Origin of the sequence: Peptoniphilus gorbachii (assembly GCF_016908115.1) — a bacterium.
Taxonomy (GTDB): Bacteria; Bacillota; Clostridia; order Tissierellales; family Peptoniphilaceae; genus Peptoniphilus_A; species Peptoniphilus_A gorbachii.
On the sequence record NZ_JAFBDH010000002.1, the window covers coordinates 31,531 to 45,435 of the forward strand.

Sequence of the window (13,905 nt, forward strand, 5' to 3'; positions counted from 1 at the left end):
ATTATTAGTTTTTCTTTTTATCTCCAACTACTTCTTCTGCTATTGATTGAGGTACTTCTTCGTAGTGATCAAATTGCATTGAATAGTTTGCTCTTCCTTGTGTATTTGAACGAAGGCTAGTTGCGTAACCAAACATTTCTGCTAGTGGTACATAAGCTGTAACAATTTGAGCTCCAGCTACAAGTTCCATACCTTCCATTCTTCCACGTCTTGAGTTAATGTCTCCAATTACATCTCCCATGTATTCTTCTGGAGTTGTAACTTCAACCTTCATCATAGGTTCAAGAAGTACTGGATCTGCTTTTGCAAGAGCATCTCTTACTGCCATAGAACCGGCAATCTTAAATGCCATTTCAGAAGAGTCGACTTCGTGATAAGAACCATCGTAAAGAGTTACTTTAACATCAAGTACTTCATATCCACCAATAATACCTGATTGAAGTGCTTCTTCAATACCTTGTTGAGTTGGTCCAATAAATTCCTTAGGAATAGCACCACCAACGATGGCATTTTCAAATATAAAGCCTTCACCTGGTTTATTAGGTTCGATTCTAATCTTAGCGTGACCATATTGTCCACGACCACCTGATTGACGAGCGTATTTAGCTTCGCCTTCAGCTGCCTTCTTAATACCTTCTCTATAAGAAACTTGAGGGTTACCAATGTTGGCTTCAACTTTAAATTCTCTTAAAAGTCTATCAACAATGATATCAAGGTGAAGTTCACCCATTCCTGCGATAATTGTTTGACCAGTTTCATCATCAGTATATGTTCTAAAAGTAGGGTCTTCTTCAGCAAGTTTTGCTAAGGCAAGAGCCATCTTATCTTGAGAAGCTTTTGTCTTTGGTTCAATCGCTACAGATATAACTGGTTCTGGGAATTCCATGGTTTCAAGAATAACTTGATTTTTTTCATCACAAAGAGTATCACCAGTAGTAGTATCTTTAAGACCTACAGCTGCAGCAATTTCTCCTGCATGGATTTCTTCGATTTCTTGTCTCTTGTTAGCGTGCATTTGAAGAATTCTTCCGATTCTTTCTCTCTTGCCCTTAGTTGAGTTCATTACATAAGAACCAGCTTGTAAAACTCCAGAGTAAACTCTAAAGTATGCAAGTTTACCAACATATGGGTCAGTAACAATTTTAAATGCAAGTGCTGAGAAAGGTTCATCGTCTGAAGAATGTCTTTGAACTTCATTGCCATCTAAATCAACACCTTCAATTGATGGTACATCAATTGGAGATGGAAGATAATCAATTATAGCATCAAGAAGAAGTTGAACTCCCTTGTTCTTGTAAGAAGAACCACAAGATACTGGAGTGATTTCTACAGCAAGTGTTCCCTTTCTTATAGCTTTTTTAAGAAGTTCTTTGTCTATTTCTTCTCCTTCAAGATAAGCCATCATTAAATCTTCATCAAATTCAGAAGCTTTTTCAATTAATTTTTCTCTATATTCATTTGCAAGGTCTAGGTATTCATCAGGAACATCAGTAATTTCGATTTCCTTACCAAGTTCGTCCTTGTAAATTTCTGCTTTCATTTCAACAAGGTCAATCATTCCAATGAAAGTATCTTCTGCTCCCATTGGGATTTGAATTGGAATAGGGTTACCATGTAATTTCTTGTCAATTGTTTGAACTGATCTAAAGAAATCAGCACCAGTAACATCCATCTTGTTAATATGTGCAATTCTTGGAACATGATACTTATCTGCTTGTCTCCAAACAGTTTCAGATTGAGGTTCTACACCACTTTTTGCATCAAAAAGTGCAACAGCACCATCAAGTACTCTTAGAGATCTTTCAACTTCAACTGTGAAGTCAACGTGTCCCGGAGTATCGATAATGTTAAGTCTGTAACCCTTCCAGTGTGCAGTAGTAGCTGCAGAAGTAATTGTGATACCTCTTTCTTGTTCTTGTTCCATCCAGTCCATTTGTGCTGCACCTTCGTGAGTTTCACCGATTTTGTGAATCTTACCAGCGTAGAAAAGAATACGTTCAGTAGTAGTAGTCTTTCCAGCATCAATATGGGCCATAATACCAATATTTCTATATTTCTCTAATGGTATTTCGCGAGCCATAAATTCCTCCCCTTATTACCATCTATAGTGAGCAAAGGCCTTGTTAGCTTCTGCTGTTCTATGCATTTCATCTTTTCTCTTAACGCTTCCGCCTAGTCCGTTAGATGCATCAAGGATTTCTTTTGCAAGTCTTTCGTGCATTGTCTTTTCGCCTCTAGCTCTTGCATATCTAACTAACCATCTAAGTCCTAGTGTTTGGCGTCTTTCCGGTCTAACTTCCATTGGAACTTGGTAAGTAGCACCGCCTATTCTTCTTCCCTTTACTTCAAGTACAGGCATTACATTATTAAGTGCCTTGTAAAATACTTCAAGTGCGTCTTCTCCAGTTTGTTCTGCAATTGTTTCAAGTGCTCCATAAACAATTCTTTGAGCAGTACCTTTTTTACCGTCAAGCATAACATTGTTTATAAGCTTTGTGATAACTACATCGCTATACATTGGATCAGCCATAACTTCACGTTTTTGGATATGTCCTTTTCTTGGCATAACTTCCCTCCTTAACTATTTTTCAGTCGATTCATTGGTACTCAGGTTGAGCCCGTAAGCCAAAAATCTATAAATTCTTTTAAAAAATTCTATCAATTTTTAGGTTTCTTAGTACCATATTTAGATCTAGATTGCTTTCTATCAGTTACTCCAGCTGTATCAAGAGTACCTCTTACAATATGGTATCTAACACCTGGTAAATCCTTAACTCTTCCACCACGGATTAAAACAACGCTGTGTTCTTGTAGGTTGTGTCCGATTCCTGGAATGTAAGCCATAACTTCGTATCCATTTGTCAAACGAACTCTGGCAACTTTTCTAAGAGCTGAATTCGGTTTCTTAGGTGTTACTGTTCTTACTGCAACACATACTCCTCTTTTTTGTGGAGAATTAACTTCAGTTTCAACTTTTTTAAGTGTGTCATAGTTTACATCAAGAGCTGGTGATTTAGATTTACTGTGAATTTTCTTTCTACCATTTCTTACTAATTGGTTAATTGTAGGCATTAATTGCACCTCCTGTTTTAATAATAGTATCAGACATTTCAAAGACTACCCAGTCTTAGGTAGTCTTTCCGTCTCAAATACTCATCAATTTTATCATTACAAAGCCATTAAGTCAACAAAAAATATGAGAAATTGGCGAATTCCTCATATTTTTTAAAATTATTTTTATTTTTTTGAGATTTTTTCTAAAATTTACATTAATCTATCAAGATAAAAATCAAATCTATTGATATTTATCATGTTATAGATTGTAAATCCTGTAAAAAATAATAAATATAAAATTTGTAAGATTACAAAAGTTTTTCTGTAAGAGTCCTTTTCTACAAAAATTTTAGAAAGTAATTTTTTTGATAAATAATAGCTAAGCCATAAGATAACTAGCATAAAGCATGACAAAACTATTAAAAATTCATTTTTCGCGAAGTAACTCACTTTATGACCATCTTCAAGGGTCATAAAGAATATTAGTTGATAAATTATAAGAATTGCTTGTACAATAATTGTCGTTATTTTATAAAGTCTTGGGTCGTCTTTATACTTGTTTTTCATAATATCTTCTGTGTAAGTTCTGTAAACAAAATATGCTATAAGACCAAAAACTGCAAAATAGATATATAGCTTATCTTGTCTAAAAACTATGCCAATCCAAAAAGAAATCATGATAAAAGCATAAATATAGTTTCTCAATACATCAATACTTTCAGTTTCAATTTATTTTTTTGCTTTAATCTTATCTCCAATTGGATTTATTAATAAAATAAGTATTGCTGGTATAAAAAATAAAATTAAATTACTCATAAAACGCCATAACCTTCCTCGATACTTATCTATTTATAAAAATCAAATTTTTATAAATCTTAAAGAACTATAAAATACTAAAAACTTAGTTTAATTATATCAAAAATCTCTCTAATAATTAGAGAGATTTAAAATTATTACTTTACTAATTGTAAAAAATATCTTTATCTATTTTTAGATAACTAAAAAGCCTTTCTTCATTTTCGTCAAAATTTATTATTTGTTCTTTTGGAAAGTTTAATTCTTCTATGAGATCTATTGCCCTTTTAAAGTCACCTACTTGGTAATCTACATGAGCATCTGAATTAATTATTACATCTACTTTGTGTTTCTGGCAAAGTTCTAAAATTTCTATATTATTTTCCCTTGCATTTTTTCTTGAACTATTTTTTGTCAGTGAGGAATTGTTAAGTTCTATTAACACTTTTTTTTCTTTTGCCGAAAGTACTAGACTTTCTCTATCTATTGGGTATCTATCATCATCAGGATGACCTATTATTCTAACCTTTTGTCTATCCATTGCCTTTATAAGGGCTTCAGTGTTATTTGTAATTCCTCCATCTTTTATGCAAGGTGTATGAAGTGATGCTATGATATAATCTAGATTTTTTATATGCTTTTCTTCTGTAAGATCAAGGTCTCCTGAGTAATCCATTATATTTGCTTCAGCTCCTCTTAACAAAAAAATCCCATCAAAATCTCTTTTTAATATTTTCATATTGTAAAAGTAAACATTATTACAAGATCCAGGCATATTTTGAGAATGTTCACTTGTTCCCAAAAATTTAAGTCCCTTTTTCTTTGCCTCTTCTATATTTTCTTTTAAAGTTGAGTAAGCATGACCACTTATTATTGTGTGAGTATGAAGGTCACATAGCATTTTTATAAGTTTCCTCCTTCATTACTTTTACTTCTTCACCAGGTCTATATATTGGACTTTTACTGTGTACATTTAATATTCCATGTTTAGATTCTAGTTTATATTCGTATCCTGTTCCCATATACTCAAGAGATAATACTCTTGCACTTATACCTGTCTCTCCCTTAGATAAATATAATTCATCTGGTTTTATTGGATATAGGTTTTTATTTTGAAAGTTTTCTTTTACTGATTTGTCTTGGAAGAAAATATCAGAATCTTCTACTACAAATAAATCTCCCTGCCATTTTCCACTAATTAAATTTGATTTACCTACAAATTTTGCTACATATTCTGTTTTTGGATTTTCGTATATTTCATACGGACTTCCTTCTTGTTCAATAACTCCATCTTTTAAGATAACAATTCTATCACTCATTGCAAGTGCTTCACCTTGATCATGAGTTACATAAATTATTGTAGTTTTAAATTTCCTATGAATTTCTTTTATAAATTTACGCATCTCAATTCTTAAATTTGCATCAAGAGCTGATAGAGGCTCGTCCATAAGAACCATTTCGGGTTTTGTTATCAATGCTCTTGCTAGGGCAACTCTTTGTTTTTGTCCACCTGAAAGGTCTTCAGGATAGGAATTTTCAAATCCACTTAGTCCCACTATTTCAAGCATATCCTTTATATCCTTATCCGCATTTATATTTTTATTTCTTCCTTTAAGTGCATAAAGAAGATGTTCTTTTACATTCATATGTGGCCAAAGAGCAAACTGTTGAAATACCATATTTAGACTTCTATCCTGTGGAGGAAGAAAAGTTTTGTCATCACTTATAAAAACTCTATCGTCTTTTGTAATCTCTCCAGAGTCAACACCTTCAAATCCTGCAATGATTTTTAATAGTGTAGTTTTACCACATCCACTTGCTCCAAGAAGTGATACAAACTCAGCGTCTTTAATTTCTAAATTTATATTTTTTAAAACTGTTTTATCTCCAAAACTCTTATAAACACTTTTAATTCTTAAGCTCATTTTTTCCTCCTGCATTTATTTTTTCCATTAAAATATACATTATTAATAGGATTATTAACACCAATGTTGACATCGCATAAGCCAAATTATAATCACCTGATTGTTGTAAGTTAAAGATAAAAAGTCCAATAGTCTTTGTAAATGGCCCTGACAATATAGCGGATAGGCTAAGTTCTGATAGAGAATATACAAAAATCAGTAAACTTGATGTTAAAATATATCTATAAATTAATGGCAAAAATATTTTTGTCCACTTTTTAAATTTAGAACCATTTGATAGATCTGCAGCATATTCTAAGCTTGATGATATAGATGAAAATCCTTGATATGCTGATTTCATATCTATAATTAAAAATCTACTTACATAGGCAATTAAAATTATTATTGGACTAGCATAAAATCCTATATTTAGTCCAGGTATTGGTTTTGCCCAGTGAAATATCATGCTAAGTGCAAGTACCATACCTGGTAAGGAATATGAAATACTTGTTGCCTTTTCAAGTAAAGATATACTTATACTAAATTTCTTTTTCCATTTTAAATAAGCATAAATAATTGATAGAACTCCACATACAATTACTGTTATAATTGCATAGCTTATACTATTTGTAATTGACATTTTGATTGAAGAGATTGAAAATAATAATCTATAATTATTTAGGTTAAAGTTTGAAAAAGAAAATCCACTTACATAATTTGCTACAAGTGAAGAATAAATCATAAAACCTATTGGCACAATGTTTATAAATATAAATATTACGAAAGTTAAAACTTCTATAATTTTTCTATCACTTGGTTTAAAGATATATCTTATATTTGTATCTTCTGATGAGTCTTTACCCGTTCTCGATCTATTAATTATAGATGATTCAATACCAGAAACTGAAACGGAGATTATAAATAAAAGTGCCGATAAAACAGCAGGATCAGTAAAACCTCCCGTTGATATGGATATTGTCTTTTCATAAATTAAAGTAGAGAGAACAGAAATACCTGCTGGGACTCCCAAAAATGCTGGAATTGAAAAATTATCTAAACTTGATAAAAATACAAGGACAAAAGTACTTACTAAAGTTGGTGTAATTTGTTTTAAATTTATATTTTTAAAAGTTTCAAAACTCCCATAATTTAATAATTTTGAAGCATATTCGTGACTTTGTGGAACTTTAATTAAACTTCTATAAACACTTAAATAGACAAAGGGTGTATAACAGACAATCATAAGAAAAATTATACCACCCATTGAATAAAGGTTAATTGGTTTTAACCCCAAGGCAGTTAGTAATTTTGTAACAATTCCTACACTTGATGTTATATTTGTCCAAGCAAGTGTCATAATATAACTTGGCACAATAAAAGGGAGATACACTAATATTTTTAAAATACTTTTAAATCTAATATTAGTATAAGCTATTATAAATGCCAGATAAGAACCCACTATTAAAGTTAAAAAAGAAGATGTTATCCCTATAATAAAGGTATTTATTATTCCCTTTATAATTCTTTTGTCAGAAAATATCTTGCTGTAGTTTATAATAAGACCATCCCCTCCAAAGCTTCTAATAAAAAGCTTTACAAAGGGGATGACAAATACAAATAAAACTACAATGGCTATTAAATAGTCTAGTGCTTTATCTTTTTTCAAGGTCTATTCCTCTTATTGAAATAATTTTGAAAATTCTTCTTTGTCGGCTTCTCTATTATCTAATAATTCTTTATTATTTCCTGTTAAAATATTTAATTCATTAGATGATTTAAGTCCTTCAGGTGCCTCTACATCTCCTCTTATTGGAGTATACCCCATTGAAGAAGCAAGTTCTTGGCCATCTTTTGAAATTATATAATCGTAAAAAGCTTCAGCTGTATCAATATTTTTGCTTCCCTTTACGATTCCCACTGGTTCTGTAACAATTGGAGATCCTTCTTCTGGATATATAAATTCAACAGGTGCACCTTCATTTTTTGAACGGTTTGCCATATAGTCAACAATAATACCAAGTCCTTTTTGACCTGCTACTACAGATTTTTGAACTGCACCATTTCCCTTATCAACTAAAATGTCATTATCCTTAAGACCACTGTAAAATTCCCAACCAATTCCTTCTGTTCTTGTTAAAAGTGATAGATTATAAGCAGCTGCTCCTGAATATAATGGTGATGGCATAATAGTTTGAGATTTTGTTTCTTCTTTTATTAAGTCACTAAATCCTTTAACTTCTCCTTTATATACATCTGTGTTTTGGATAATACCTGTAGAGATTATTTTTGTTCCTGCATAATAGTTTTCTTCATCATAGAATTTTTTATCAATTCCTTCTAGTTCAGGTGAAGCGTATTTTTCTAGGATATCTTTTGATTTTAAAATTTCAAAAGTAACAGTATCTGCAACTAATACAACATCAGCTTGTAATGCATTTACTTCTTTTTCAGATAGAATTTTTGAAACAAGTTCTTCTGTTCCTGATCTGAAAACTACAACATCAGCTTCTGGATGGACTTTTTTAAATCCATCAATTAATTTTTTTGCGTCCTCTTCTGGTTGTGATGTATAAAGTGTTATAGTTCCCTTTACATCTTTTTCTTCTTTTTCTACACTTTCAGTTTTATTATTTTTATTAGCACTTACGGCATTTTCTTTTGCAATTTCGGTAGAATTTGATGAGCAAGCTACAAGAGCTAGAGCCATTAAGATTACAGCGAATATTCTTTTCATAATAAGTTTTTCTCCTTTAAATATCTAATATTTTTATCTAATACTGTCTTACTTCTACCTATTTCCATGCCTTCTATTACCATGGGAATAGTTTTCTCTCCTATTTTAAAAATAACTTCTTCCATTGGAAAAATTCCTCTTTCAAGCTCAGTGTGATATTTATCTTTTAATCTATTGCTAATATGGCACTTAGATATATTTTTAATATTATTTAAATTAGAATATATTTCTTCTAAAGAATCACAATGAGATATATCTAGAGTATATTTAAAATCGTCGTAATTATTTCCCATAAGTTTTTTTAAAGATTTGAGATCTACAATAAATTCATTTTTTATTTTTTCCATTACTTCTATTGAAACATTTATATTTTTATTTCTAGAATAATCTAAAATGGTATTTAAGCTTTCTTTTAAAAATTTATAATAAATTTCCTTGTTAAAACCCACTGAAAATCTACCTGGATGAATCGTAATTTCTTTAGCTCCAATATTTCTTGCTAAATCTATATCATCTAAAATTTCTTTAAGGCTTACTTCTCTAATTCTTTCATTAATAGAAGCTAGGTTTAAATCCCAACTTTTAGCATGAAGTGTTAGGTCTAGTTTAAATTTTTTTGACAAATCTCTTATTTTTTTAGTAGATAATCTTTTATCTTCTATTTGTTGTGACCAGAACTCTATACCCGAAATTTCATTCTTATTGGCATAGTCGAAAATCTCTTCTTCAGAAAAGTCCCACATAAGAGAAGATGAAATAAAAATTATATATATATTAATCACCTCTTATATAATTTAAATCATCTATGTATATTAAAGGTAATATAAAATTAAATTTTATGTAAATAGTGTAAAATTTTACTTTGTTATTAAGATGTTGAAAAATAAAAAATCTGCTGAAGATATATACTTCAACAGACTTTAAGGTTTCTTAATTTTGTTTTTTTCTTTAATCTTATCTCCAATTGGATTTATTAATAAAATAAGTATTGCTGGTATAAAAAATAATATCAAATTACTCATAATTATTCCATATTATTTCTTTATAATTTTCTCTTTCTACATAAAAATCAAAACGGCTGGCATTTTTTATGTTGTAGGCACTTACTAAAGCAAATATTAAAATCAAAATAATCTCTGAAATAATAAAAGTCCTTCTCCAAATATCTTTTTCAAATAAAATACTTTTTAAAATTCTCATGTCTAAAATTATTTTAATGTAGGTTAGAAAAAAGATTGAAATTATTAAAATTTTTTGAAAGTCGCTTTTATTGTATCTCAAAATAGTATCCCCATCTTTTAATTCTAAAAAGCTAAGGCTTGCTATTAATATAAAAGATATGGAAATAAATAAAATCCTCCACTTAGGCTCATTTTTATTTTCCAATAACTTCTTTCCCATTTTGCTCTCTGTGTAAAGTTTATAAATAGCCCAAATCACAAAATATACGAACATGCTGATAATAATTATGAGACCAATATTTTGATAAATGTCAGAGTAATATTCTAAGATTAAAAAATTTGCTATTAGGAAGGAGTATATTATGTCATTCTCAGAATCTTTTTCTTCTTTCTTATTTTCTCTTATGTAAATAAAAGTGACTAAGGCTGATGTAAAAATTGCTACTAACAAACATATTGTTGAATCACTCATTAATTCACCTCAAAATCTTTTATTAATAAATAAAAACTTTTCCTTCTTAATTTATTATAGCACTCCCCATAAATTTTTAAATCAATTTCCTTTTATCCTCTTTGCATAAAAAAAGTAGGCTGACTAATCAACCTACTTAAAATTTATTTTTATATTTTTATTCTTCTTCTGCTACAGGTTCAAGTTCAACTTTTACATCGTCGCTTGTTATTACTTCAGAATCTTCAAGGATATTGTAATCTTCCTTTAGGCTTTCGTCGATTCCAATTTGTACCTTAGAATTTATACGAGCGCCTGTACCTGCCGGTATAAGTTGTCCGATTATAATATTTTCCTTTAAGCCTTCAAGCATATCTTCCTTGCCTTTTATTGCTGCATCTGTAAGAACTCTTGTAGTTTCTTGGAAGGATGCTGCTGATAAGAAGGAATCTGTTGCTAGTGATGCCTTTGTAATTCCAAGAAGATTTACTTTTGCAATAGCAGGCTCCTTGCCTTCTTCTTTTGCTTTTTTGTTTGCTTCTTTGTAATCAACTACATTCACAAGTGAGCCTGGAAGTAAATCTGTGTCTCCTGCATCTTCGATTTTGCACTTTGATAGCATTTGTCTAACTATTATTTCAATGTGCTTGTCGTTGATGTCTACACCTTGAAGTCTGTAAACTCTTTGAACTTCCTTAACAATGTATTCTTGTACACCCTTTTCGCCCTTTACACGAAGTAAATCTTGTGGATATACTGAACCTTGTGTAAGTTCGTCTCCTGCTTCAACTTCATCGCCTGCTTTAACTTTAAGTCTTGAGCCATAGACGATGTTGTAGGAGTCAACTGTTCCATCTTCTGCAGTTATAAGAACTTCTCTCTTCTTGTTTGTTTCTTTAATGTCAACAAGACCGCCTCTTTCTGCAATTACTGCAAGTCCCTTTGGCTTTCTTGCTTCGAAAAGTTCTTCAACTCTTGGAAGACCTTGTGTGATATCTGCTGCTGCAGCTACACCACCAGTGTGGAAAGTTCTCATTGTAAGTTGTGTACCCGGTTCACCTATTGATTGAGCTGCAATTACACCAACTGCTTCTCCAATGCCAATGTGAGAACCTGTTGCAAGGTTTCTACCATAGCAGTGAGCACAAACTCCATGTTTAGCCTTACAGCCAAGAACTGATCTAACCTTAACTTCTCCTATACCAAGTGATTCAATTAAAACTGCGTCATCGTCAGAGATAACTTCATTTGCCTTTACAATAACTTCTCCACTTTCTGGATTTATTATGTCTTCAAAAGAATATCTTCCTTCAATTCTATCAGCTAGGGATTCAATTAATTCCTTGCCATCTTTAAAAGCTCTAGCTACTAGATATTCATCAGTTCCACAGTCTTCTTCAGAAACAATTACTTGTTGTGAAACATCTACAAGTCTTCTTGTCAAATATCCAGAGTCGGCAGTTCTAAGTGCTGTATCGGCAAGTCCCTTTCTGGAACCATGGGCTGACATATAAAATTCAAGTACAGAAAGACCTTCTCTAAAGTTTGAAGTAATTGGAACTTCTATTGTTCTACCTGAAGGTGATGCCATAAGTCCACGCATACCTGCAAGTTGTCTGATTTGGTTTTTTGAACCTCTGGCTCCTGAATCTGCCATGATATAAATATTATTTAAGGCATCAAAGCCGTCCATTACATCATCAGTTAAGTCATCAGTTGCCTTGTTCCAAATTTCAATTACCTTTTCATATCTTTCTTCATCAGATATAAGACCTCTTCTAAAGGCTTTTTCGTATTTAGCAACTTCCTTTTCTGCATTAGCTAAAAGTTCTGGCTTTGTGTCAGGAATCTCAACGTCACCCATTGAAATTGATACAGCTCCAATAGTTGAGTAGTGATAACCTGTAGCCTTGATGTTATCAAGTAGCTCTGCAGTTTTTATATTTCCATGTTTTTTGTAAGTTTTTTCAATTATTTTACCAAGAAGTTTTTTGTCTACAACTTGGTCAATTTCAAGAGAATATTTGTCTTCATCTCTATTTACAAAACCTAAGTCTTGTGGGATAAATTCATTTACAATAAATCTACCAACAGTTGATGGGACAATTTTACCTCTCTTGTCATTTTCATCTATATATCTTCTAACAGATACATGAGATTGTAGGTGTAAAAATCCTGATTCATAAGCGTGGAACATTTCATCAAAGTTTCTGTAAATTGATCCATCTCCCTTTAGTTTATCTTTTCTATCTAAAGTTAGATAATATGAACCAAGAACCATATCTTGAGTAGGAGTAGTAATTGGCTTACCATCCTTTAGTGCCAAGATATTATTTGTTGATAGCATTAGTAGTCTTGCTTCAGCTTGTGCTTCAGTTGATAGTGGCAAATGGACAGCCATTTGGTCACCATCGAAGTCGGCATTATAGGCTGTACAAGAAAGTGGATGAAGCTTAATTGCCTTGCCTTCTACTAAAACTGGTTCAAAGGCTTGAATACCAAGTCTGTGAAGTGTCGGTGCACGGTTAAGAAGAACTGGATGGTCCTTAATAACATCTTCAAGTACATCCCAAACTTCGTCTTTTCCTCTTTCAACCATTCTCTTTGCTGACTTAATGTTATAAGTTAATTCTCTCTTTACAAGTTCTCTCATTACGAAAGGCTTGAAAAGTTCAAGAGCCATATTCTTTGGAAGACCACATTGATAGAATTTTAAATCTGGACCAACTACGATTACAGAACGACCAGAATAGTCAACTCTCTTACCAAGTAAGTTTTGACGGAAACGACCTTGCTTACCCTTTAACATTTCTGATAGGGATTTAAGTGGTCTGTTTCCAGGACCTGTAACAGGTCTTCCACGTCTTCCGTTATCTATAAGAGCATCAACAGATTCTTGTAACATTCTCTTTTCATTTCTAACGATAATGTCCGGAGCGTTGATGTCCATTAACTTTTTAAGTCTGTTATTTCTATTTACAATTCTTCTATATAAATCATTTAAGTCACTTGTTGCAAATCTGCCACCATCAAGTTGTACCATTGGTCTTAAATCTGGTGGAATTACTGGGATTGCATCAAGTATCATCCATTCAGGCTTGTTATCTGATTGGATGAAGGCATCTATTACTTCAAGTCTTCTTGTAATTCTAATTTTCTTTTGTCCAGTTGCATCTTGAAGTTCTTCTTGAAGTTCATCATTTTCCTTTTGTAGGTCGACTTTTACAAGAAGATCTCTAATAGCTTCTGCACCCATCTTAGCAGTAAACTTGTCGCCATATTCTTTTTTGAACTCTCTATATTCAATTTCTGAAAGAAGTTGTTTTTCATAAAGAGTTGTTTCGCCTGGTTCAACATAAGTTACAACATAAGAAGCAAAGTAAAGAACTTTTTCAAGAGCTCTAGGGCTCATGTCAAGCACAAGACCCATCCTTGAAGGTATTCCCTTAAAGTACCAAATGTGTGATACTGGAGCAGCAAGTTCAATATGACCCATTCTTTCACGACGAACCTTAGCCTTTGTGACTTCAACGCCACATTTTTCGCAGACTACTCCCTTGTATCTTACTCTTTTATATTTTCCACAGGAACATTCCCAATCCTTAGTAGGTCCAAATATTTTTTCACAAAATAGACCTTCCTTTTCAGGTTTTAATGTCCTGTAATTTATAGTTTCCGGTTTTTTTACTTCGCCATAAGACCATGATCTGATCTTTTCTGGTGAAGCAAGTCCAATTTTTATTGAATGGAATAATTCATGTTCGCTCAAGGAGCACTTCTCCTTTC

At 31.9% G+C, this 13,905-nt stretch carries 11 protein-coding genes; all 11 read right to left on the reverse strand.

The window, feature by feature from the left end:
• Positions 1–4: 4 nt before the first annotated feature.
• A complete protein-coding gene (fusA, locus tag JOD41_RS02270; RefSeq protein ID WP_205051427.1) occupies positions 5–2,080 on the reverse strand; it encodes an elongation factor G in 2,076 nt (691 codons plus the stop codon).
• Between the two features lie 15 nt (positions 2,081–2,095).
• Positions 2,096–2,566 (reverse strand): 30S ribosomal protein S7, encoded by a 471-nt coding sequence (gene rpsG / locus JOD41_RS02275; protein WP_019124175.1) that lies wholly within the window; start codon positions 2,564–2,566, stop codon positions 2,096–2,098.
• A gap of 92 nt (positions 2,567–2,658) precedes the next feature.
• Positions 2,659–3,072: a 30S ribosomal protein S12 gene (gene rpsL, locus JOD41_RS02280; protein ID WP_019124174.1), complete on the reverse strand. Its 414-nt coding sequence runs from the start codon at positions 3,070–3,072 to the stop codon at positions 2,659–2,661.
• 192 nt (positions 3,073–3,264) lie between these two features.
• Positions 3,265–3,759 (reverse strand): hypothetical protein, encoded by a 495-nt coding sequence (locus JOD41_RS02285; protein ID WP_239540919.1) that lies wholly within the window; start codon positions 3,757–3,759, stop codon positions 3,265–3,267.
• A 256-nt stretch (positions 3,760–4,015) separates the two neighbouring features.
• A complete protein-coding gene (locus tag JOD41_RS02290; protein ID WP_205051428.1) occupies positions 4,016–4,750 on the reverse strand; it encodes a phosphatase in 735 nt (244 codons plus the stop codon).
• Positions 4,740–5,774, reverse strand: a complete 1,035-nt coding sequence (locus JOD41_RS02295; protein ID WP_205051429.1) for an ABC transporter ATP-binding protein — start codon at positions 5,772–5,774, stop codon at positions 4,740–4,742. The genes JOD41_RS02290 and JOD41_RS02295 overlap by 11 nt, the downstream gene beginning before the upstream one ends.
• Positions 5,758–7,419, reverse strand: a complete 1,662-nt coding sequence (locus tag JOD41_RS02300) for an ABC transporter permease (RefSeq protein ID WP_205051430.1) — start codon at positions 7,417–7,419, stop codon at positions 5,758–5,760. Before JOD41_RS02300 ends, JOD41_RS02295 begins: the two co-directional genes overlap by 17 nt.
• A 12-nt stretch (positions 7,420–7,431) precedes the next feature.
• Positions 7,432–8,487, reverse strand: a complete 1,056-nt coding sequence (locus JOD41_RS02305) for an ABC transporter substrate-binding protein (RefSeq protein ID WP_205051431.1) — start codon at positions 8,485–8,487, stop codon at positions 7,432–7,434.
• Positions 8,484–9,269, reverse strand: a complete 786-nt coding sequence (locus tag JOD41_RS02310) for a TIM barrel protein (protein WP_205051432.1) — start codon at positions 9,267–9,269, stop codon at positions 8,484–8,486. Before JOD41_RS02310 ends, JOD41_RS02305 begins: the two co-directional genes overlap by 4 nt.
• A gap of 232 nt (positions 9,270–9,501) precedes the next feature.
• A complete protein-coding gene (locus tag JOD41_RS02315) occupies positions 9,502–10,140 on the reverse strand; it encodes a hypothetical protein (RefSeq protein WP_205051433.1) in 639 nt (212 codons plus the stop codon).
• 157 nt (positions 10,141–10,297) lie between these two features.
• Entirely contained in the window at positions 10,298–13,888 is a 3,591-nt protein-coding gene (gene rpoC / locus JOD41_RS02320; RefSeq protein WP_205051434.1) for a DNA-directed RNA polymerase subunit beta', read from the reverse strand.
• Positions 13,889–13,905: the final 17 nt, after the last annotated feature.